Here is a 21,022-nt window from a genome sequence, read left to right as displayed (position 1 = left end):
CGGATCTGGGAAACACGCCAAGTAAGGAAAAAGCACCATGAACACGAAGAGCACTAAGGCTTCGAAGCTGCGTGTCGGGGCGGCCACCATGCTGGCGGCCGTTGGTCTTTCCCTAGTCGCGCCTGCGGTCGCGTCCGCGGACCCGTGGGTGCCAGGCACCGGACCGCTGCACCCGATCCGCCACTATGCGGCCGACGTTCTGCACCCGATCTGGGCTATCACGCACCCGATCCGCGCGGCAATGCCCTGATCGATCGCATCAACTGTCATTCTGCCCCGTTTCCACCTCCGGAAACGGGGCAGAATGCTGTTTATCGGACCTGTGCGCGTCCGCGCTGTAGAACAGCGTCGCGATTAGCGGCGATGTCGTCGCCGGAGGTCTGGAACCGCTTGGCGGCAGTGGCCTCCAGCCACAGGCCCTCGCTGGTCTGAGACTCGTCGATTCGGTGGTAGGAGCTCAGCAGCGCCCGTACCGCGCTCTGGTTGTTGCCGACGATGCTGTCGGCAACCCGTCGGGCGGCCGGCAGCAGCTCGTCGTGCGGCACCACTTCGGTGACGAGTCCGGCACGCAGCGCGTCCTGCGCGGACAGGTAGTCGCCGGTCAGGCTCATCCGGCGGGCCAGACCGATGCCCACCTTCTGGGGGAGTCGCACGCTGAGGCCCCAGGTCGGCAGCAGACCCACGCGGGCATGGGTGTCGGCGAATCGCGCCTGCTCCGACGCGATCAGGATGTCGCAGTACAGCGTCAGTTCCAGCCCACCGGTCACGGCGGCGCCGTTGATGGCCCCGATCACCGGCTTGCTCAGCGGCGGCCAGCGCGGCGAGATGTCCGGCAGCGCCGATTGCCCGCCCAACTCTTTGAGGTCGAGTCCGGCGCAGAAGACGGGGTCGGTGCCGGTGAGGATGACGACGTCGACGTCGTCGTCGGTTTCGGCCTCGGCCAGAGCTGTGAAGAAGCGGTCCCGCAGGGCGGCCGACAGCGCATTGCGCGATTCCGGCCGGTTCAGGGTCAGGGTTCGCACCCGCTCGTCGGTGTGGATCAACAGGATGTCGTCGTCGGCGCGCATAACCGCAACCGTAGTCAGTCCGGTTCGCCATAACGCGACCGCACCTATCGTTGAGGGATGTGCCGAAACATCACTGAATTGCGCGGACTCGAGCCGGCGGCAACTGCCCAGGAGATCGAGGCGGCGGCCCGGCAGTACGTGCGTAAGGTCAGCGGCTTCACTCGCCCTTCATCGGCCAATGCCGAGGCTTTCGAGGCCGCTGTGGCCGAAGTCGCTGCGACGACGACGTGGTTGCTGGACACCCTGCCGCCTCGCCGCCAGCCGCCCAAGACCGATCCGCCGTTGCGCCGCCTCGCGACCAGGTGACCCACACCGCGACATTGCCCGCGCTCAAGGAGTGGAGCGCGGTGGTACATGCGCTGCTGAACGGACACCAGCGGGTGCTGTTGCGTAAAGGGGGAATCGGCGAGAAGCGTTTTGACGTCGCCGCCGGCGAGTTCCTGTTGTTCCCGACTGTCGCGCACAGTCACACCGAGCGGGTACGGCCCGAGTTCCGCGACCTACTCGCCGCCGCGGCCCCCGACAGCAGCGACGACGCACTGGTGCTGCGGACAGCAGCGAAAGTCGTTGCGGCGCTGCAGGTCAACCGACCGGAAAACATCGCGGCGATCGAGGACCTGCACATCTGGACGGCCGAATCGGTGCGGCGGGACCGACTGGACTTTCGCCCCAAGCATCGACTGGCGGTATTGGTCGTGCAGGCCATACCCCTGCTGACACCGGTGGAACTGCCACGGGCTCCCGATTACGCCGGTTGCACGAGCTGGGTGCAGCTGCCGCTGGGCGCCCCCGCGCTGGGGGCGCCGGTGCACGACGAGTCAACACTGCTCGAGGTCGTCGCGCGCGTCCGCGACGCCGTTGAATAGGGTTATGCACTAACCGTTTTCACGAGGTCTGGTCGACGAGCACCGGGCCGTCCGGCCGGTCGCCGAGTGTCCGCAACGCCGTCGGCTCTCGGGCCCTGGTGACTCGCACAATGTCGGCCAGCCCGGCGGGAGCATCGCACTGCAGATAGTGGTCGGCGGACGGCAGTACCCAGTAGCGATTCAGTCCCGGCTTGTTCCGGAGGAATTCCTGCCAAACATAGTTTGCGACTCGGACCGGGGAGACGTTGTCGTGTAGCCCCCACACCAGGCTGGTATTCACGTCGTTGGCGGAAAGCGCCTGGAGCCAGTTCGTTTCGTCGGCGGCGCGCTCGTTTAGATACTGAATCGTATCCGGCAGCACGGCGATTCCGTCGTTGTGTGCGAAGCATTGTGCTAGCGCGGCGATCTCGGGATCGCTCGCATCTCGCCGCGGCATGAACGTCGTCGCGCCCATACCGGCGGCGAGCATCTCCGGCGTGGTCGCTCGCGCGGTGCTTCGCGCCACCGCCGGCTCGAGCAGTGCCTTCTGGAATCCGGTCAGATTGGCCAGCGGCAGATAGATGTTCGCGTTGGTGAGGATGACCTCGGCCGGTGGGCTTGCCTCGTCGAGCTCGGCGAACATGCACAGCGCGATCATGCCGACGCTGGTACCGCGGTCATGGGTCAGCATCGTGTAGTCCTCGAGCTGCCAGACCTTCGTGATCGCGTGGATCAGCAGGCGCGCATCATCGTAGAGCGAATAGACATGGGGCGCAGCCGGTTTGTCGGAGAGTCCGTAGCCGGGAAAGTCGAGCAGGTAGATATCGAACTCCGCACCGAGTTCGCGGGTCAGCGCGAAGAAATCGATGCTGGAAGTGGGGAAGCCGTGCACGCACACCAACGCTGGCGCCCCCCGTGTGCCGCAGCGTCGGGTGAAGACGGCGACATCCGCGTCGGCGTTGGCGGCGGTAGTCGATCGCCAGCGGATTTCTGTTCCGCCGCTTCGCCATTCGTCGAAGATGTCCATCAGGAGCCGACCGGCAGCACGATCCGTGACGTGCCGAGGTGCACGTCGTGGGTGGCCGGTTTGAGCTGGCTGGCCGTGGATGTCGCCTCACCGGTGCCGAGGTTGCGGTCGTAGCGCGGGTGGCTGCCGCCGGCGATCAGCACCCTGATGCGCGATCCGGCGCGGAATCGGTGCGAGATCGCGTCCAGGTCGAGGCTGACGTGGTCCGTCGCCTCGGCGAGCCGGCGGTAGCCGTCGCTGACATTTCGGGAGCGGCCCTTGTCGTCGACTTCGCTGATCCGGACGAACACGTCGACATACGGGTTGTCCGAGCTGTGCGCCAACTCGGCGACCGGGTTGCCGTGCACGTACAGGTCGTTGGTGAGCACGTCGCTGGTGAAGCTGAGCACGTCGCGGCGGGCGGCCAGCGCGGTGTCGTCGCGGTAGCCACTGTCGGGGGACAGCAGCCGGCCCCCGATGGTGGGGGTCGGGTCGGTCGGGTCGTAGCGGAAGCTCGCTGAGGATCCCGCCGCGGGCGCCGTGTCGGCCAGGCCGCCACCCGGCTGGAGGTAGAACTCCCGGTCGGCGGTGCTCGGTGGCCAGTCGGGCAGTTCGCGCCAGCCCTCGCCGGAGACGAAAAACCGGACTCGGCCCGAGCGTGGTGTGCCGGGGCGACCGGCGAGGTGGGTGTCCAGCCACTCCTGGGTTTCGCGGGCGGTGGTGGCCAGGCCGGCGAGCAGCAACTGGGTGTGAGTCCACGGGCCCATGGTCACCGCGACGTCGACGCCCCGGTCGCGAAGGTGCCGGAACTGATGGAGCGTCTGGCCCAGGAACAGGTCCTGCCAACCGCTGATTAGCAGCACCGGCACCTGGACCTGGTCGAGGGCGGAGGCGACGTTCAGCGGTCCCCAGAACGGGTTGTCGTCGGCCGGCGGTGTCAGCCAGGACTCCCACCAGGGCGCACTTTGCCCGAGCAGCGCGCGTCCAGAAGCGCCCAACGGCGCCCGGCCGGCCGCCTGCACCACGCCCTTCTGGGCCCGCAGTTGGCGGATGCCGGCCCGGATTCGGCCCGGGTCTTCTTGGTGCGCAACCAGATTGCTCCAGCCCAGGAAGTCGTTGACGGTGAACGAGCCGGTACCCCATGCCGACGCACTGAGGTCGTGCGGTCCGGCGGTGATAACGGCCGTGACCAGTTCCGGCGGCGGATCCTGCAGCAGCGCGTACTGAGTGAACCCCAGATACGAGATGCCGATGGTGGCGAAGCGACCGGTGAACCACGGCTGCCGCCGCATCCACTGGACCGTGTCGGCGCCGTCGTCGGCTTCGTGGACCATCGGCTCGAAGTCTCCGCCCGATCCGAACGTCCCTCGCACACTCTGCAGGACTACGCGGTAGCCGCGGGCAGCGTGCAGGTCGGCAAATACCAGTGAGAACGGGAATGCGCGGCCGTAGGGTCCGCGGGCCAGCAGGGTGCCGACGGTTTCGCCAACGGGCTCGTACACGTCGGCGATCAGCTCGACGCCGTCGCGCATCGGGACCTTGACGCTGCTGACGGTGTAGCTCGTAGTCGGCGCGGGCAGCCGCAGCGCCCGGGCGAGTACGCGGCCGGCGAGCCGACGGGGAAGGGTGCGCAGCGTCGACCCGGTGGGCCGGTCGGAGGTGGTCGTCACGGCATCAGGTTATGGCCGCGTCGGCGATGGCGGGCTCAGAACTTGTAGTACGGCGAAAGCTCGTTGGCGCGCTGCAGGTTGGTGGACGGGCAGTCGACTTCCGGACTGGAGTAGATCGTCGAGTAGAACAGCGACTGCTGGATGATCCCGTAGCTGGTTTTGAAGGCGACCATGCAGGAGAAGTAAAAGTAGCTGTTGTGGTAGGTCGGCTTGAGGTTCCACCACTGCGCGGCGCGGTGGCCGTTGATCGTGGTCTCGACGGCGTCGGCGGGCAACGACTGGTCGTACTTGCGCCAGATGATCGGTTCGACGGCCAATTGATAATTGCCCGCGTCGAACTGGCAGCGCAGCCCTTCTTGAGGGCTCGGCGGGGTAAAGGCCAGGCCCAACCGCTGGACCACGTCGAACGGAATATCGCGGCACGGGTCGAACGGGCTCGGGTCGGTGGTCGCCACGATCGGGCTTTTCATCGTGGTCGGCGGGTCCATCGGAGCGGCGGTGGACCGCAGCTGCACGGCGCGGGCGCCGTCGGTGGCCGGCGGTGCGCTCTGGCAGACCAGCACCACAGCCGTGACCAGGGCACCGAGCGCTGCAAGCAGGCGCAGCTTGGTGACCATGAGACCCCCTCCGATGGCTCGACTCCTGCCGGGAGCTTACAAGTCACAGCCGCGCCGCCACAGAGTAAATGAGAACCTGTTCTAGTCGGGTGGCCGACGCCGCCCGAAACAGTGGCGGCGCATCGCGCACCCGACCAGCCGTTAGGCTTGGGAGTCGTGGCTTGGCAGGAACACGGGCAGCAGCCCTCGACCGCGCGGCAGCCGACGCTGTGGGCGGTATCGGATCTGCACACCGGCCACGTCGGTAACAAGCCGGTGACCGAGTCGCTGTACCCGTCCACGCCGGACGATTGGCTGATCGTCTGCGGCGACGTCGCCGAGCGCACCGATGAGATCCGCTGGGCGCTGGATCTGCTGCGTCGGCGGTTCGCCAAGGTGATCTGGGTGCCCGGCAACCACGAGCTGTGGACCACCAACAAAGACCCGATGCAGATCTTCGGCCGGGACCGCTACGACTATCTGGTCAACATCTGCGACGAGTTGGGCGTGGTGAGTCCCGAGCACCCGTATCCGGTGTGGACCGAGCGCGGTGGCCCGGCAACGATAGTGCCGTTGTTCCTGCTCTACGACTACTCGTTCCTGCCGCGGGGCGCGACCACGAAAGCCGAGGGACTGGCGATCGCGCGGGAACGTAACGTCGTGTGCACCGACGAGTTCCTGCTGTCACCGGAGCCATACCCCACCCGCGAGGCGTGGTGTCACGAGCGCTTGGCCGCCACCCGCAAACGCCTGGACGATCTGGACTGGATGACGCCGACCGTGTTGGTCAACCATTTCCCGATGGTGCGTCAGCCCTGTGACGCGCTGTTCCTTCCGGAGTTCTCGTTGTGGTGTGGAACGACCGAGACCGCCGACTGGCACACCCGGTACAACGCTGTCTGCTCGGTCTACGGACACCTGCACATCCCGCGCACCACCTGGTACGACGACGTGCGCTTCGAGGAAGTCTCGGTTGGTTATCCGCGCGAGTGGCGTCGGCGAAAGCCGTACAGCTGGCTGCGCCAGGTGCTGCCCGACCCGCAGTACGCGCCCGGCTATCTCAACGACTTCGGCGGCCACTTCGTGATCACCGACGAGATGCGGACGCAGGCTCAGCAGTTCCGCGATCGACTGCGCCAGCGGTAGCTCCGATGACGCTGAGCACGTTGATGTCGGCGGTGCTGCCCGGCGGACGAGACCTCGCGTCCGCCGAGCTCTACTCCGACCCACCGGGGCTGTCGCCGATGGCCGAGGAAGAGCCGTTGATCGAGCGGTCAGTGGCCAAACGGCGCGACGAGTTCATCACTGTTCGTTACTGCGCCCGAATCGCGTTGGGCGAGCTCGGGTTTCCACCGGTGCCGATTCTCAAGGGAGAGAAGGGCGAACCATGCTGGCCGGACGGCGTGGTGGGCAGTCTCACGCACTGCGCGGGCTACCGGGGCGCGGTGGTCGGTCGTGACGGCGCTGTCCGCTCGGTGGGCGTGGACGCCGAGCCGCACGACGTCCTGCCCGACGGTGTGCTCGACGCGATCAGCCTGCCGGCCGAACGCGCCGATTTGACGGCGTTGCCCACCGGCCTGCATTGGGATCGAATTCTGTTCTGCGCCAAAGAAGCAACGTACAAGGCATGGTTTCCGCTGACCAAGCGCTGGCTCGGCTTCGAGGACGCGCACATCACCTTCGGCGTCGACGACTCGGGTGCGGCCGGGTCGTTCGAATCGACGATTCTGATCGACGGGGCCACCCTTTCGGGCCCACCGTTGAGCACACTGGCCGGACGGTGGTCGGTGGACCGTGAACTGGTGTTGACCGCGATCACGCTATGAACGCGGGTCTTGTCATCGTCGATAAGCCGGCCGGTATGACGAGTCACGACGTCGTCGGGCGTTGCCGACGGATTTTCGGCACGCGGCGGGTGGGCCATGCCGGGACGCTGGACCCGATGGCCACCGGGGTCCTGGTGATCGGGATCGAACGTGCCACAAAGATCCTGGGGCTGGTGACCGAGACGTCGAAGTCGTATGCGGCGACCGTCCGGCTGGGCCAGTCCACGTCCACGGAGGACGCGGAAGGGGAATTGCTGCAAGAGGTTTCGGCGCATAACGTGACCGATCAGGCGATCGAGGCGGCGGTCGCGGGATTGCGCGGCGATATCGCGCAGATCCCGTCGGCGGTCAGCGCGATCAAGGTCGATGGCCAGCGGGCCTATCGTCTGGCGCGCGAGGGCCGCCCCGTCGAATTGGCGGCTCGGCCGGCACACATCGATCGGTTCGAGGTGCTGGCCGTCCGGCGCCACGGTCAACTGGTCGATGTCGACGTCGAGGTGGACTGTTCGTCGGGAACCTACATCCGCGCCCTGGCCCGCGATGTTGGCGCAGCGTTAGGCGTGGGCGGTCACCTGACCGCGCTGCGGCGCATCCGGGTCGGTCGGTTCGGTGTGGACCAGGCACGCTCACTTGACGATCTGGCGCAGCGGCCCGGGCTGAGCTTGACGCTTGACGAGGCCTGCCTGCTGTTGTTTTCGCACCGGCAGCTCACCGACGACGAGGTTGATGCGGTCGCGAACGGTCGTGTGCTGAGCCCGGCCGGGGTAGCGGGTGTCTACGCCGCGCACACCGGGGACGGCCGGGTCATCGCGCTACTGCGCGACGACGGCGCACACACCAAGTCGGTGGTCGTCATCCGGCCGGCGACCTTGTGACCGCGCACCGCACGCCAATCTGCGGTAACATTCTGCGCAGAATGTAAGTTGGCTCGGAGGGCGGGGCGGTAGATAAGGTGGCGAACGTCAGCGAAAGACCTGTCCGGCGGACGCAGGCGGAACGCAGCGCCGCCATGCGCACACGCCTGCTTGACGCCACCATCGAGTGCCTGGTGACCTTCGGCTATGCCGGGACGACCACACCGCGGGTCGCCGAACGTGCCGGCGTCACGCGCGGCGCGCAGATTCACCATTTCCGTTCCAAAGAAGACTTGGTGGTCGCGGCCATCGAGCATCTCGCTCAGCAACGAGTGCAGGCTGCGATGCGCGAGTTCGGCCGCATGCAAGCCAGTAGTGATCCGGTTTCGACGGTGCTGGATTTCCTTTGGGAGGCCCATCAGGGCCCGATGTTCGTTGCCACCGTTGAACTTTGGGTGGCAGCACGTACCGACGCCGTTCTGGCAGGTCACATCGAGCGGGTCGAGCCGTTGGTCAACAGCACGCTCATCTCGGCGATCGCCCAACTGGTGCCCGACCATGCCATGCGCAAAGAGCTGCGCAACTTCGTCTACACCGCGATGGACGCACTGCGGGGGATCCTGCTGGCGAGCTTCGTCGATCGGGATTCGAGTCGCGCGCGCAGGCGGTGGGACCGTGCCTGCGAGCAGTTGCGGATGATCGTCGACGGCCTATTGACGGCCGATTCCCTGGACTGACTCGCCCCTGAGCGGAGTTAAACCGCGCTGGCCGTCGGCCCGTTGCAAAGATACAATCAGGTGTGTATCTTTTTGACCAGCGAGAAGGAACGAGGTCAAGGGAGTTCGATGTCAAACAAGGTGTACGTGATCGGCGTGGGGATGACGAAGTTCGAAAAGCCGGGCCGTCGAGAGAACTGGGACTACCCGGACATGGCGCGCGAATCCGGCACCAAAGCGCTCGAGGACGCCGGCATCGACTACGCGGCGATCCAACAGGGCTATGTCGGCTACGTCTACGGCGAGTCGACGTCGGGGCAACGGGCGCTGTACGAGTTGGGCATTACCGGGATTCCGATCGTCAACGTCAACAACAACTGCTCGACCGGGTCGACGGCCTTGTACCTCGCCGCACAGGCGATTCGCGGTGGCCTCGCCGACTGCACTATCGCGCTCGGTTTCGAGAAGATGAAGCCCGGCTCACTGGAGTCGACCTACGACGACCGCACCAATCCGATGGACAAACACATCTTGGCGATGGCCGAGATCTCTGAGGTGCTGTTCCCGGCGGCCCCCTGGATGTTCGGCGCAGCCGGCCGCGAACACATGAAGGAATACGGCAGCACCGCAGAGCATTTCGCCAAGATCGGCTACAAGAACCACAAGCACTCGGTCAACAACCCGTACGCCCAGTTCCAGGAGTCCTACTCGCTGGAAGACATCATGGGGGCGCGGATGATCTACGACCCGCTGACCAAGCTGCAGTGCTCGCCGACCTCGGACGGGTCCGGCGCGGCGATCCTGGCTTCCGAGTCGTTCGTCGACAGGCACGGCCTCGCCGGCCAAGCGGTAGAGATCGTCGGTCAGGCCATGACCACCGACTTCGCCAACAGTTTCGACGGCACCTGCAAGGGGCTGATCGGGTACCACATGAACGTCCAAGCGGCGCAACGTGTTTATGACCAGTCCGGTCTTGGGCCCGCGGACTTCCAGGTGATCGAACTGCACGACTGCTTCTCTGCCAACGAACTGCTGCTGTATGAAGCACTCGGTCTGTGCGCGGAGGGCGATGCGCCCAAGCTGATCGACAATGGCGATGTCACCTACGGAGGACGTTGGGTGGTCAACCCGTCCGGTGGCTTGATCTCGAAAGGGCATCCGCTGGGGGCCACCGGCCTGGCGCAGTGCGCCGAACTGACCTGGCAGCTGCGCGGCGCTGCCGACAAACGTCAGGTGGACAACGTGACCGCGGCACTACAGCACAATATCGGACTCGGCGGCGCGGCCGTTGTCACCGCATATCAGCGAGCCGAACGCTAACCGCGCACCGACAACGTCGGAAAAAATACAGAAAGAGGATCAATCATGGGACACATCGAAGCAACCCGGGAACTGTCTGCCACTCCGGGCGCGCTGTGGGCGACCGTCACCGATTTGGCCAACTGGGACAAGTGGTTCACGGTTCACGAGAAGTGGCTGGAAGACCCGCCGGCGACGCTGACCGAAGGCGCCACGCTGACCGCGAAAATCGTGATGCTGGGAATGGCCAACAAGATCGAGTGGACGATCAACTCCGTCGAGGCGCCCCGCAAGCTGGTGCTGTCGGGCGCTGGAATGGCTGGTGTCAAGGCACAGTTCACCTTCACCATCGACCCGACTGAAAGCGGTTCTCAGTTCGCGGTGGCCGGTGATTTCGAAGGCGCACTGATCAAGGGCGCGCTCGGCAAAGCGGTAGAGAAGGACGGCATCAAACAACTGGACAAGACGCTGGACCAGCTCGACGCGCTGGCGTCAGCTCCGATGTCTGAGGCCTGACGGCCACCAGCGATGACTGAGACGCTGGAGTTTGACGACACCGGTCTGGACCGCTGGACCGACGACGAGCGGTTCGAGGTCACCCGGGAGCGCCTCGCGGAATACGCGGCGGCTACCAATGACCCGATCGAGGCGCACCGCAGAGGGGACGTTGCGCCGCCGGTGTTCGCGATAGTCCCCGTCTTCGAGGCCCTGCTCACCCCGGCCGTCGACGTGATGCCTGTCGAAGCCATTCCGCGAATCATCCACGGTGAGCAGGACTTTCATTTCCATCGCCCAATTCGTCCAGGAGACAAGCTGGTCTCGCGCGGCAAGATGATCGGATACCAGGGACTGGAGAAGGGCACCCGCGCCGCCATCGTGCTCGAATGTCGTACCGAGGATGGCGAACTGGTCAACGAACAGTACGTCACGACGTTCGTGCGGGGCATGTCCGTCGGCAAGGCTGTCGGCGGGCTCAGCCCCGACCACAAGTTCGACGACGCGTTGCGCAACACCGCTCCAACGGCCAAGGTCGTGCAGCACATCGACAACGACCAGACGTTCCGCTACTCGCCTGCGGCGGGCGACCCGATGCCGATCCATCTGGATGAGGAAGTGGCCAGGGACGCCGGCCTGCCGGGCATCATCGCACACGGGCTGTGCACCATGGCGTTCGCCTCGTGGGCAGTGCTCACCGAACTCGCCAACTCGGATGTCAACCGGCTCAAGCGGTTTGCGGTGCGGTTCTCCAAGCCGGTGCTGCCCGGTGACGACCTCGAGACCCGGATCTGGACGAAAGCTCAGGGCAACGACAGCACAACGTATGCGTTCGAGACGGCTCGTGGCGGTGACTTCGTCATCACCGACGGCTTGGCCGAGATCAGCGACAGATAGGAGACCCACGTGGGTGCATTGGAAGGCCGAGTGGCTGTGATCACCGGAGCGGGCCGCGGCATCGGACGTGAACACGCACTGCTGTTTGCCAGGGAAGGAGCCCAGATCGTTGTCAACGATCTGGGCGGCAGTAACGCCGGTGAGGGGGCCGACATCGGCCCGGCGCACGAGGTTGTGGACGAAATCGTGGCGGCCGGCGGCACCGCCGTCGCCAACACCGAGAACGTCGCCACCTGGAACGGGGCGGAAAGCGCTGTGCAGCAAGCCATTGACGAGTTCGGGCGGCTCGACGTGTTGGTCAACAACGCGGGCATCTTGCGGGACTCCTTCATCGCCGGGATGGACGAGGCGCAGTGGGATGCGGTCATCGCCGTGCATCTGAAGGGCCACTTCGCGATGCTGCACCACGCCGCCGCCTACTGGAAGGCGCAGTCGAAGGCCGGCGACCAACCGATCGCCGCGGTGATCAACACTGCCTCAGGCTCCGGAGTGACGCTGCCGAATGCCGGCCAGGTCAACTACGGGTCGGCGAAGGCGGGGATCGCGGCGATGACGCTGATCGCAGCCGAGGAGTTGGAGCGTTACGGCGTGCGGGTGAACGCGATCGCGCCGATCGCGCGCACCAGGCTGACGCTGGCCACTCCCGGCATGGGATCGCTGATGATCGAACCCGAAGAAGGCGAACTCGACCTGTTCAGCCCGGCGAACATCTCACCGCTGGTGGCCTACTTGGCAACCGAGAAGTGCCCGATCACCGGCAAGGTGTACGCCGTTCAGGGCGGGGCGATTTCAGCGCTGTCCGGTTGGCACGACACCGACACCATCGAGACCGACGGTCGGTGGCTGATCGACGACATCGCGGCCCGGCTGCCCCAGTAACCCAGGAGTAGATGATGTTTGAATGGTCTGACACCGACCTGATCATGCGCGACACCATCCGGGAATTCATCGACAAAGAGATCCGCCCGCACCTCGATGTGCTGGAGACCGGGGAGTTGTCGCCCTATCCGTTGGCGCGCAAGCTGTTCAGCGAATTCGGCTTGGATGTGCTTGCCGCAGAAGCGGTCAAGACGATGCTGGACAAGGAGCGGGCGAAGCAGGAGACGGAGTCCAAGCCCGAGTCCGAGCAGCGGTCGTCGTCGGGCTTGGGTGGCCTGGGTGCGCAAGCGTCGATGGCCGCTGTGCTGGTATCCGAACTGGCCGGGGTGAGCCTGGGTCTGCTCAGCGCGATCGGTGTCAGCCTGGGCCTCGGCGCGGCGACGATCATGAGCCGCGGCACCTTGGCCCAGAAGGAGCGCTGGCTGCCGGAATTGATGACGCTGGAGAAGATCGCGGCCTGGGCGATCACCGAGCCGGACTCCGGCTCGGACGCGTTCGGCGGCATGAAGACCACGGTCAAGCGGGACGGTGACGACTACATCCTCAGCGGGCAAAAGACATTCATCACCAACGGTCCCCACGCCGATGTGCTAGTTGTCTACGCCAAGCTCGACCAAGGGCTTGAGCAAGGCTCAGATGACCGGCGCAACCGGACGGTCTTGCCGTTTGTGCTCGACGCCGGCATGCCGGGGCTCGTCCAGGGCAAGCCGTTCAAGAAGATGGGCATCATGTCGTCGCCGACCGGCGAGCTGTTCTTCGACAGCGTTCGGCTGACGCCCGACCGGCTGCTCGGTGAGACCGAGCAGCACAGCAGCGGGGACGGCCGCGATAGCGCACGGGCGAACTTCGCCGCCGAACGGCTCGGAGTTGCCCTGATGTCGTTGGGGATCATCAACGAATGCCACCGGCTCTGCATCGACTACGCGAAGACCCGCACTTTGTGGGGCAAGAACATCGGCCAGTTCCAACTAATCCAGCTCAAGCTGGCCAAGATGGAGGTCGCCCGCATTAACGTGCAGAACATGGTGTTTCAAACACTCGAGAAGGCGCAGGCCGGCAAGGTTCCTTCGCTGGCAGAAGCCTCGGCGATCAAGCTGTATTCGTCAGAGGCGGCGACGGATGTGGCGATGGACTCAGTGCAATTGTTCGGCGGCAACGGCTACATGGCCGAGTACCGCGTAGAACAGCTGGCGCGTGACGCCAAGTCGCTGATGATCTACGCCGGCAGCAACGAGGTCCAGGTGACTCACATCGCAAAGGGGCTGCTTGCCGGATGAGCGCTCGGACCACTGCAAAGGTGCTACGGCGCAGATCGCTCGCCGTGGTCGACCAGTTGAGCTACGTCCCGCTCTCACGACTGCCCTTCAACATCATGCTCAACGTGCTGGTGTCGCAGCAGTGGCTGTTCGCCGCGCTGCGCCCGACGGCTGACTATCTGATCGCGCGGACCGCCCCGGTGGTTCCCGGCGTTCGGGTCATGCAGGTCTCGGGACCCGTGCGAGGGGAGTGGGTCTGGGCCCCTGAGGCCCAGGACACCGCGGCCGCCGCGGGTGTGGTCCTGGTGCTGCACGGCAGCGGATACCTGGTCTGCTCGGCACGCACGCACCGCGGATTCGCCTCGCATCTGTCCGCATACTCCGGCATGCCCACGTTCGCGATCGACTACAGGCTGGCGCCCGAACACCCTTTCCCGGCGGCCGAAGACGACGCTTTCGCCGCATACCGTTGGCTGCTCGCGCAAGGGCACGACCCGGCGAAGATCGTCGTCGCCGGTGATTCGGCCGGCGGACATCTCGCGGTCGCGCTCGCCCTGCGACTGCGCAGCGAAGGACTGCCCGCTCCGGCGTCCCTCGCCCTGTTCGGCCCGTTGATCGATCCGCTGTACCGGGCCTGCATTGCCGACGCGCGGACCCGGCGTCAGCCGCTGGATCCTCGTGCGGCCGCGCGGGCCATCGCACTCTACGTCGGCGATCACGACGCCGAGGATCCCCGGTTGTGCCTCTTGAACGCCGACTTGTCCAGTCTGCCACCAATCCAAATACATTATGGGTCAAGAGAAGTCATGCGGGCTGATGCCGAGGCATTCGCCAGGCAGGTAGTGGAATCGGGCGGTCGCTGCGATGAGCAGATGTGGCCGGGACTGATGCACGGCTACTGGCTGTGGCCGCGCGACGGCGGGCTCACCAGCCTGCAGGTCGCCGGACACTTCCTTCGTGCCACGGTCGCCGAAGCCAACACGGCGTGAAGCTGTCCCGCTTCGCCCCGGTACGCGACCGACTGGCCGCGGCTCGAGTGCTGCGACACCGCGGCATGGTCGATCTGCTGCGGCCCGACGAGGCGGTGCGGGCGTTCCTGGCCATGCGGCGCTACGGCGCGTTCGGCGGACTGCTCGACCACGCCGCTGCCCGCTATGGCGACATGCCGGCAATCACCGACGAACGCGGCACGCTCAGCTTTCGCGAACTCGAGCAGAATTCCAACGCGCTGGCCCGGGCGTTGGCGGCCAAGGGAATTCGGGCGGGATCGGTGGTCGCCGCACTGCATCGCAACAGCCGGTACCTGATGATGACGGTGGCGGCGGCCAACAAACTCGGAGCCCGGTTGGTGCTGATGAACAGCGGCTTCGCCGGGCCGCAGCTCGCGGACGTCGCTGCGCGAGAACACGTCAGCTGCGTCTTGGCCGACGATGAATTCGCTGAGCTCCTCAACGTGTTGCCACCGGACACGGTGCGAATCGTCGGCGACCAGCACGACAAGCTGCTCGATGGCCGGCCGACGTCCGCGCTGCCCACCCCGCCGCAACCGGGCGGTTTGGTGCTGCTGACCAGTGGCACCACCGGAACGCCGAAAGGCGCGCCCCGCAACAAAATCGACCCACTGCAGTCGGCCCAGGTGCTCGATCGGATTCCCTGGCCGCGCAACGGCATCTACTGCGTCGCCGCACCGCTGTTCCACGCCACCGGGTTGGCGACCTGCGCCCTCGCCCTGGCACTGGGTAACCGCGTCGTGATGGCGCGTCGATTCGACCCGGAGTCGACGTTGAAGTCCCTCGCCGAGTATCGCGCGTCGACAGTGATCCTGGTGCCTACCATGCTCCAGCGCATTCTCGATCTCGGACCGCAGGTTCTCTCGAAATACGACACCTCGTCGCTGAAAGTGGTTTTCGCCGCGGGATCTTCGCTGTCCCCGGACCTGTGCCGCCGCACCGATGATGCTTTCGGCGCGGTGCTGTACAACCTGTACGGGTCTACTGAGGTGGCGGTGGCGGCCGTCGCAACCCCGCAGGAGCTCCGCGACGCGCCGGGCACGGTCGGCCGTCCGCCGCTGGGATGCACGCTGGCCGTCTACGACGAAAAGCGCCGCCGCATCACCGAACCCGGCCGGGTCGGCACCTTGTTCGTCTCCAGCGGTCTGAGTTTTTCCGGATACACCGACGGCGGGCACAAAGAAATCGTCGACGGCTTGCTATCCACCGGCGACACCGGGCATTTCGACAATAGCGGCCTGTGGTTCGTCGATGGTCGCGACGACGACATGATCGTCTCCGGGGGTGAGAACGTTTTCCCGCTGGAAGTCGAGAACCTGCTCGCCGACCATCCCGCCATCGTCGAGGCCGCGGTGGTGGGCGTCGACGATGCCGAATTCGGTAAGCGATTGGCCGCTTTCGTGGTCAGGCGGGCGGAGTCGGCTGTGTACGCCGACGAGCTCAAGTCTTACGTTCGTGCCCACCTGGCCCGGCACAAGATCCCGCGTGACGTCGTGTTCGTCGACCAGTTGCCGCGCAACGAGACCGGCAAGGTGCTGCGAAAAAGGCTGATCGAACATCAGGCGGGCGATCATGTCTGAAGGTGTCAAATCGATGTCTGTTTTTCTCATTATCCGCCGGGTCGCACAGCCCTAGTGTCGTGATGATGAGCCGCAGTCTGAGTCGCAAAGTGGTGGTGATCACCGGTGGTGCTCGCGGCATCGGCGCGCAGGTGGCCCGCAACCTCGTCGACGCGGGGGCCAGCGTCGCAGTGCTGGATCGGGATCTGCTCGCGGCGCGGCAGTTGGTGGCCGAACTGGGCTTGGCTGCAGCGGCATTCGAGACCGACGTCACTTCTGCGGAGTCGGTGACAGCGGCGTGTGGCGCCGCGGCGGAGCATTTCGGGGGCGTCGATGTCGTGGTCGCCAATGCAGGCATCGCCGGGCCGGGATTGACCGTCGCGGAGGTTGATCCGGCCGATTGGCGGCAGGTGATCGACGTCAACCTGGTGGGTGTCTTCCACACGATCCAGGCCGCGCTGCCGCATCTCAAGGCACGTGCCGGTTACGCAATGGTGGTGGCCTCCATTGCGGCGGTGATACCGGGGCCGCGGGTGAGTGCGTATATGGCATCGAAGGCCGGGGTCGAGTCGTTGGTGCGCACGGCGCGTATCGAACTCGCCGCCGACGGAGTCGGGGTCGGCATCGCGTATTTCGGTTTGATCGAGACCGGGCTGGCCGACCAAATGCTGACCCGGTCTGGACTCGGTGCGGTGCTGCCCGGGCCGCTGGGCAAGTCCGCACCGGTCGAGGTGGCGGCTGTGGCCATCACCTCCGGCATCGCGCGGCGCGCGCGACGGGTGTATGCACCGTGGTGGGTCGGGCCGATGCTCGACCTGCGGCCACTGCTGTTCCTCGCGGACCGGTTATTGGCGGCGCTGCCGAGTGTCCGCCGCGTGATTCGCGCGGGCGACGATACGGGGGTGAGCTGATGCCGCAACGACAGCCATCGGTCGGCATCGTCGGCGCCGGTATGTCCGGACTATGCCAGGCCATCCTGTTGCGCCGCGCCGGCATCACCGACGTAACCATTTATGAAAAGTCAAGCGATGTCGGTGGAACGTGGCGCGACAACACCTATCCGGGCCTGTCCTGCGACGTGCCGTCGCGGTTCTATCAGTTCACCTTCGCCACCAATCCTGGTTGGACCAAAGTGTTCTCACCGGGAGGGGAGATCTTCGACTACTTCCGCGCAGTTGCTGACGATTGCGCGTTGGCGGACAGCATCCGCTTCGGTGTCGAGATCACCGAAGCCCGCTTTGTCGACGGTCGTTGGCTGCTGACGACCGCGGATGGCACATCGGTATCACATGACTTCTTCATCTCGGCCGCCGGCGTCCTGCGGGAGCCGCGAATGCCCGAGATCGACGGGCTGTCCGACTTCGACGGTGCCGTCATGCATTCCGCGCGGTGGAACCACACCGTCGATCTGACCGGAAAGCGGGTCGCCGTGATCGGCACCGGATCCACCGGCGTGCAAATCGTCTGTGGTCTGGCCAATTCCGTCGATCGAATGGAGCTGTTCCAGCGCAGCGCGCAATGGGTTTTGCCGCTCCCCAACGGCAGTTATCGGCGATGGTCGGCGCCGCTGCACCGCAGGCTGCCGATGCTCAGCTCGATCGCCTATTACGTCTATCACCTGTCGTTCGAATGGTTCGCCGGCGCGCTGGTGAAGCCGGGGTGGCGTCGCCGGTTTTTGAGCGGCCTGTGCCGGGCTAACCTGCGAACGGTCCGCGACCCCGAGCTGCGCCGTCGCCTCACACCCGACTACCAGCCGATGTGCCGCCGGCTGGTGATCTCCCCGACCTTCTATCAGGCCATGCAGCGGCCCAACGTGCACTTGGTCGACACCGGGATCGATCACGTCGAAAAGCGCGGAATCGTCACTGCCGACGGCAGTTTGCACGAGCTGGACGCGATCGCGCTGGCGACCGGATTCGACGCGCACGCCTTCATGCGACCGATGACCTTGGTCGGCCACGACGGCCTGACCGTTGATCGGCTGTGGGAAAACGGGCCCAAGGCGCACCTGGGTGTCGCACTACCCGGATTCCCGAATTTCTTCATGCTGATCGGACCGCACAGTCCGGTCGGCAACTACTCGCTGACTGCGATCGCCGAAGCACAGGCCAATCACATCCTGGGCTGGATTCAACGCTGGCGTGCGGGCGAACTCGACAATGTCGCGCCAACGGGGCGGGCGACCGACCAATTCAACGCCGATATGCGCGAGGCCATGCCAGACACGGTGTGGGCATCCGGTTGCACGAGTTGGTATCTGGGCGCCGACGGTTTGCCCGAACTATGGCCGTGGACGCCGAATGAGTATCGGCGGCGTCTTGCCGCAGCACCTGACATGAACGATTACGACATCGACACACTGGTGAGGTCGGAATGAGTACAGCGTTGCAAGGGCGGGTCGTGGCGATCACCGGCGGTGCGCGCGGGATCGGGTTGGCCACCGCGAAGGCGTTCGCCGCTGCCGGGGCCAGGGTGGCCATCGGGGACCTCAACGCCGATCTGGCCAAACAAGCCGCCTCCGAAATTCACGGCGACGTTCTGGCGCTGCCGCTCGATGTCACCTCGCCCGCGATCGCGCACGAGTTCTGCATGACCGAACGCACATTGCACCGTCGCCTGGCGGCCGAACACACGAGTTATCGCGCACTCCTCGACGAGGTCGGCGGCACGCTGGCGTCCGCGCTGCTCGAGTCCGGCCTCACAGTAGAAGAGACCGCGCGTCAACTCGGGTACTCCGAGACCGCGGCGTTCACCCGGCATTCATCCGCATGTGCGGTGAGCCGCCCAGTAAACGGCGGCGGCGCGGTCGCTAGACCATCCAAATCGCTTGAGCGGCTGGGCTTCCCAGATCAACCGTGGCGGGCGCACCGTCTGCCGACTCAACCGCGACCGAAATCATGCCGGCGAATTCGCGGCGGGTCAGCACACGCAGCCGCGAGTCGAGGCTGATGCCGATGCTGTCGAAGTAGCGCAGCATCTCGGGGTCTTTGTCCGAAATCCGGGCCACCGTGCCGGCGTCGCCGTCGGCGCACGACCACAGCTGACGGGCAGGAGGGGTCGGCACCTGACCGTCGGAGCCCGGGATCGGGTCGCCATGCGGATCGCGCTGGGGGAAACCCAACTTAGCGTCGATGCGCGCCACCAGCCGGTCGGAAACCGCATGCTCGAGGACCTCGGCCTCGTCGTGCACCTCGTCCCAGCCGTAGCCGAGCTCGGTGACCAGGAAGGCCTCTAGCAGCCGGTGGCGCCGGACCATCGCCAGCGCCGCTCGGCGCCCTGACTCGGTCAACGTGACCGCTCCGTATTTCTCGTGGTTGACCAGGCCCTGCTCAGCGAGTTTGCGGATGGATTCCGAGGCGGTGCTGGCAGACACCCCGAGCTTTTCGGCCAGCATCTTGGTGCTGACCTTGTCCAGCGACCATTCCTGGGCGTTCCAGATGACTTTGAGGTAGTCCTGGGCAACCGTACTGAGCCCGGAGGGCTCTTCGGCAGGTAGGTCGGGGCGCACAACGGAAGTTTAAGCAATCTCCATCTGATCTGCGGCTCTCGCACGACCAGCCGCTACCTGGCCCCGTAGGCTGACAGTTGTGCAACGGTGGCGGGGGCAGGACGAAATACCCACGGACTGGGGCCGATGCGTGCTCACCATCGGGGTCTTCGACGGTCTGCACCGCGGGCACGCCGAGCTGATCTCGCACGCGGTCAAGTCGGCCCGTGCGCGGGGAGTGCCGACGGTGTTGATGACGTTCGACCCCCACCCGATGGAAGTGGTGCACCCGGGCAGCCACCCCGCTCAGCTGACCACCCTGACCCGGCGCGCCGAGCTGGCCGAAGAATTCGGCATCGACGTATTTCTGGTGATGCCCTTTACGGCGAATTTCATGAAGCTCACGCCGGAGCGCTACGTCCACGAGTTGCTCGTAGAGAACCTACATGTGGTGGAAGTTGTGGTGGGGGAGAACTTCACGTTCGGCAAGAAGGCCGCCGGCACGGTCGACACATTGCGCAGCGCCGGCGCGCGGCTCGGGTTCGCGGTGGAGGCGATGTCGCTGGTCTCCGAACACCACGACACCGAGACCGTGACGTTCTCGTCGACCTACATCCGGTCCTGCGTGGATGCCGGTGACGTGGTGGCGGCCGCCGAGGCGTTGGGCCGTCCGCACCGAGTGGAAGGCGTCGTGGTGCGCGGTGACGGACGCGGGACCGAGATGGGCTTCCCGACGGCCAACGTGGCCCCGCCGATGTATTCGGCCATCCCGGCCGACGGCGTCTACGCCGCCTGGTTCACGGTGCTGGGCCACGGACCGGTGACCGGGACCGTCGTGCCCGGCGAGCGATACCAGGCCGCGGTTTCGGTGGGCACCAACCCGACGTTCTCCGGACGCACCCGCACGGTGGAGGCCTTCGTGCTCGACACCGCCGCCGACCTGTACGGGCAACACGTTGCGCTGGACTTCGTCGCACGAATCCGGGGGCAGGAGAAGTTCAAATCCGTCGGCGACCTCGTCGACGCGATGGGTACCGACACCGAGCGTGCCCGCAAGCTGCTTTCTGCTAGTTGAACTGCGGATTCTCACCCGGGCATCGCCCGCTGCTAGACTCCTCGGCGACACGGCGCGTGCTGCAGTTCGCGGCGGCCGCACCTTAAATCACTGATCGCGGACCGATTGATGGAGATATTTCGTGGCGCTTACCGCCGAGCAGAAAACAGAAATCCTGGGCTCATACGGCCTGCACAAAACCGACACCGGCTCCCCGGAGGCCCAGGTCGCGCTGCTGACCAAGCGGATCGCCGACCTGACCGAGCACCTCAAGCATCACAAGCACGACCACCACTCGCGCCGCGGGCTGCTGCTGCTGGTCGGGCGGCGTCGCCGGCTGCTCAAGTACGTCGCCCAGGTCGACGTGGAGCGCTACCGCTCGCTGATCGAGCGGCTGGGTCTGCGTCGGTGACCCAGCGTCACGCCGCGCCTAAGAACTGCCAGGTCGGCGTGTAGAGTCAAGGGTGTTTTGGGCCTAGTAGGCCCGAGCACGGTGCGGGGCGCGC

General features: G+C 65.8%; 23 protein-coding genes and 2 pseudogenes. 20 read left to right on the top strand and 5 right to left on the bottom strand.

Annotated elements, in window-relative coordinates; genetic code table 11:
* Nucleotides 1-37: 37 nt before the first annotated feature.
* Entirely contained in the window at nt 38-250 is a 213-nt protein-coding gene (locus WAO18_RS03255; RefSeq protein ID WP_422203843.1) for a hypothetical protein, read from the top strand.
* A gap of 61 nt (nt 251-311) precedes the next feature.
* Here WAO18_RS03255 and WAO18_RS03250 read toward each other — a convergent pair whose 3' ends face one another.
* A complete protein-coding gene (locus tag WAO18_RS03250; protein ID WP_422203841.1) occupies nt 312-1,067 on the bottom strand; it encodes an enoyl-CoA hydratase in 756 nt (251 codons plus the stop codon).
* Between the two features lie 57 nt (nt 1,068-1,124).
* Between WAO18_RS03250 and WAO18_RS03245 the strand changes: the two genes are divergently transcribed.
* Together WAO18_RS03245 and WAO18_RS03240 are read left to right on the top strand one after the other, a co-directional pair.
* The gene (locus tag WAO18_RS03245) at nt 1,125-1,373 is read left to right on the top strand and encodes a DUF2277 domain-containing protein (protein ID WP_422203839.1); all 249 of its coding nucleotides are present in this window, start codon (nt 1,125-1,127) and stop codon (nt 1,371-1,373) included.
* Nucleotides 1,370-1,933 carry a DUF1802 family protein gene (locus WAO18_RS03240; protein WP_422203838.1) on the top strand — a complete coding sequence of 188 codons (564 nt, stop codon included), beginning with the start codon at nt 1,370-1,372 and terminating at the stop codon, nt 1,931-1,933. The genes WAO18_RS03245 and WAO18_RS03240 overlap by 4 nt, the downstream gene beginning before the upstream one ends.
* Before the next feature lie 19 nt (nt 1,934-1,952).
* Here WAO18_RS03240 and WAO18_RS03235 read toward each other — a convergent pair whose 3' ends face one another.
* The 3 genes from WAO18_RS03235 to WAO18_RS03225 are packed head-to-tail and all read right to left on the bottom strand — an operon-like array spanning nt 1,953 to nt 5,205.
* Nucleotides 1,953-2,939 carry an alpha/beta fold hydrolase gene (locus WAO18_RS03235; protein ID WP_422203837.1) on the bottom strand — a complete coding sequence of 329 codons (987 nt, stop codon included), beginning with the start codon at nt 2,937-2,939 and terminating at the stop codon, nt 1,953-1,955.
* On the bottom strand, nt 2,939-4,588 hold the full coding sequence (locus tag WAO18_RS03230; RefSeq protein WP_422203836.1) for a CocE/NonD family hydrolase: 1,650 nt from the start codon (nt 4,586-4,588) through the stop codon (nt 2,939-2,941). The genes WAO18_RS03235 and WAO18_RS03230 overlap by 1 nt, the downstream gene beginning before the upstream one ends.
* Before the next feature lie 35 nt (nt 4,589-4,623).
* Nucleotides 4,624-5,205, bottom strand: a complete 582-nt coding sequence (locus WAO18_RS03225) for a DUF3558 domain-containing protein (protein ID WP_422203834.1) — start codon at nt 5,203-5,205, stop codon at nt 4,624-4,626.
* Nucleotides 5,206-5,361: 156 nt separating this feature from the next.
* Here WAO18_RS03225 and WAO18_RS03220 point away from each other — a divergent pair, with 156 nt between their 5' ends.
* The 15 genes and pseudogenes from WAO18_RS03220 to WAO18_RS03150 form a co-directional block, all read left to right on the top strand.
* A complete protein-coding gene (locus tag WAO18_RS03220; RefSeq protein ID WP_422203832.1) occupies nt 5,362-6,330 on the top strand; it encodes a metallophosphoesterase family protein in 969 nt (322 codons plus the stop codon).
* A gap of 5 nt (nt 6,331-6,335) precedes the next feature.
* Nucleotides 6,336-7,010 (top strand): 4'-phosphopantetheinyl transferase family protein, encoded by a 675-nt coding sequence (locus WAO18_RS03215; protein WP_422203830.1) that lies wholly within the window; start codon nt 6,336-6,338, stop codon nt 7,008-7,010.
* Nucleotides 7,007-7,885: a tRNA pseudouridine(55) synthase TruB gene (gene truB / locus WAO18_RS03210; protein ID WP_422203829.1), complete on the top strand. Its 879-nt coding sequence runs from the start codon at nt 7,007-7,009 to the stop codon at nt 7,883-7,885. Before WAO18_RS03215 ends, truB begins: the two co-directional genes overlap by 4 nt.
* Before the next feature lie 134 nt (nt 7,886-8,019).
* Entirely contained in the window at nt 8,020-8,601 is a 582-nt protein-coding gene (locus WAO18_RS03205) for a TetR/AcrR family transcriptional regulator (RefSeq protein WP_422203827.1), read from the top strand.
* A gap of 108 nt (nt 8,602-8,709) precedes the next feature.
* Nucleotides 8,710-9,900, top strand: a complete 1,191-nt coding sequence (locus WAO18_RS03200; RefSeq protein WP_422203825.1) for a lipid-transfer protein — start codon at nt 8,710-8,712, stop codon at nt 9,898-9,900.
* Nucleotides 9,901-9,945: 45 nt separating this feature from the next.
* Nucleotides 9,946-10,395: a type II toxin-antitoxin system Rv0910 family toxin gene (locus tag WAO18_RS03195; RefSeq protein WP_422203824.1), complete on the top strand. Its 450-nt coding sequence runs from the start codon at nt 9,946-9,948 to the stop codon at nt 10,393-10,395.
* Between the two features lie 12 nt (nt 10,396-10,407).
* A complete protein-coding gene (locus WAO18_RS03190) occupies nt 10,408-11,271 on the top strand; it encodes a MaoC/PaaZ C-terminal domain-containing protein (protein WP_422203822.1) in 864 nt (287 codons plus the stop codon).
* A gap of 9 nt (nt 11,272-11,280) precedes the next feature.
* Nucleotides 11,281-12,150, top strand: a complete 870-nt coding sequence (locus WAO18_RS03185) for an SDR family oxidoreductase (protein WP_422203820.1) — start codon at nt 11,281-11,283, stop codon at nt 12,148-12,150.
* A 14-nt stretch (nt 12,151-12,164) separates the two neighbouring features.
* Nucleotides 12,165-13,427, top strand: coding sequence for an acyl-CoA dehydrogenase family protein (locus WAO18_RS03180; protein ID WP_422203818.1), 1,263 nt, complete (start codon nt 12,165-12,167; stop codon nt 13,425-13,427).
* Nucleotides 13,424-14,395, top strand: coding sequence for an alpha/beta hydrolase (locus tag WAO18_RS03175; RefSeq protein WP_422203816.1), 972 nt, complete (start codon nt 13,424-13,426; stop codon nt 14,393-14,395). The genes WAO18_RS03180 and WAO18_RS03175 overlap by 4 nt, the downstream gene beginning before the upstream one ends.
* Nucleotides 14,392-15,996, top strand: coding sequence for an acyl-CoA synthetase (locus WAO18_RS03170; RefSeq protein WP_422203814.1), 1,605 nt, complete (start codon nt 14,392-14,394; stop codon nt 15,994-15,996). Before WAO18_RS03175 ends, WAO18_RS03170 begins: the two co-directional genes overlap by 4 nt.
* Before the next feature lie 65 nt (nt 15,997-16,061).
* Nucleotides 16,062-16,886, top strand: coding sequence for an SDR family NAD(P)-dependent oxidoreductase (locus WAO18_RS03165; RefSeq protein ID WP_422203812.1), 825 nt, complete (start codon nt 16,062-16,064; stop codon nt 16,884-16,886).
* On the top strand, nt 16,886-18,352 hold the full coding sequence (locus WAO18_RS03160; RefSeq protein ID WP_422203810.1) for a flavin-containing monooxygenase: 1,467 nt from the start codon (nt 16,886-16,888) through the stop codon (nt 18,350-18,352). Before WAO18_RS03165 ends, WAO18_RS03160 begins: the two co-directional genes overlap by 1 nt.
* Nucleotides 18,349-18,546 (top strand): annotated as a pseudogene (locus WAO18_RS03155) (SDR family NAD(P)-dependent oxidoreductase); the annotation flags it as partial. The gene WAO18_RS03160 and the pseudogene WAO18_RS03155, both read left to right, overlap by 4 nt.
* Before the next feature lie 18 nt (nt 18,547-18,564).
* Nucleotides 18,565-18,675 (top strand): annotated as a pseudogene (locus tag WAO18_RS03150) (AraC family transcriptional regulator); the annotation flags it as partial.
* A gap of 109 nt (nt 18,676-18,784) precedes the next feature.
* Here the strand turns inward: WAO18_RS03150 and mntR are convergent.
* Nucleotides 18,785-19,483 (bottom strand): manganese-binding transcriptional regulator MntR, encoded by a 699-nt coding sequence (mntR, locus tag WAO18_RS03145; protein ID WP_422203808.1) that lies wholly within the window; start codon nt 19,481-19,483, stop codon nt 18,785-18,787.
* Nucleotides 19,484-19,562: 79 nt separating this feature from the next.
* Between mntR and WAO18_RS03140 the strand changes: the two genes are divergently transcribed.
* On the top strand, nt 19,563-20,537 hold the full coding sequence (locus tag WAO18_RS03140) for a bifunctional riboflavin kinase/FAD synthetase (protein ID WP_422203806.1): 975 nt from the start codon (nt 19,563-19,565) through the stop codon (nt 20,535-20,537).
* Between the two features lie 121 nt (nt 20,538-20,658).
* A complete protein-coding gene (rpsO, locus tag WAO18_RS03135) occupies nt 20,659-20,928 on the top strand; it encodes a 30S ribosomal protein S15 (RefSeq protein WP_422203804.1) in 270 nt (89 codons plus the stop codon).
* The last annotated feature ends 94 nt before the right edge of the window (nt 20,929-21,022 follow it).

This window comes from Mycobacterium sp. (genome assembly GCF_049278535.1).
In the GTDB taxonomy this organism is placed as follows: domain Bacteria; phylum Actinomycetota; class Actinomycetes; order Mycobacteriales; family Mycobacteriaceae; genus Mycobacterium.
This window is presented reverse-complemented; position numbering and strand designations above follow the sequence as displayed.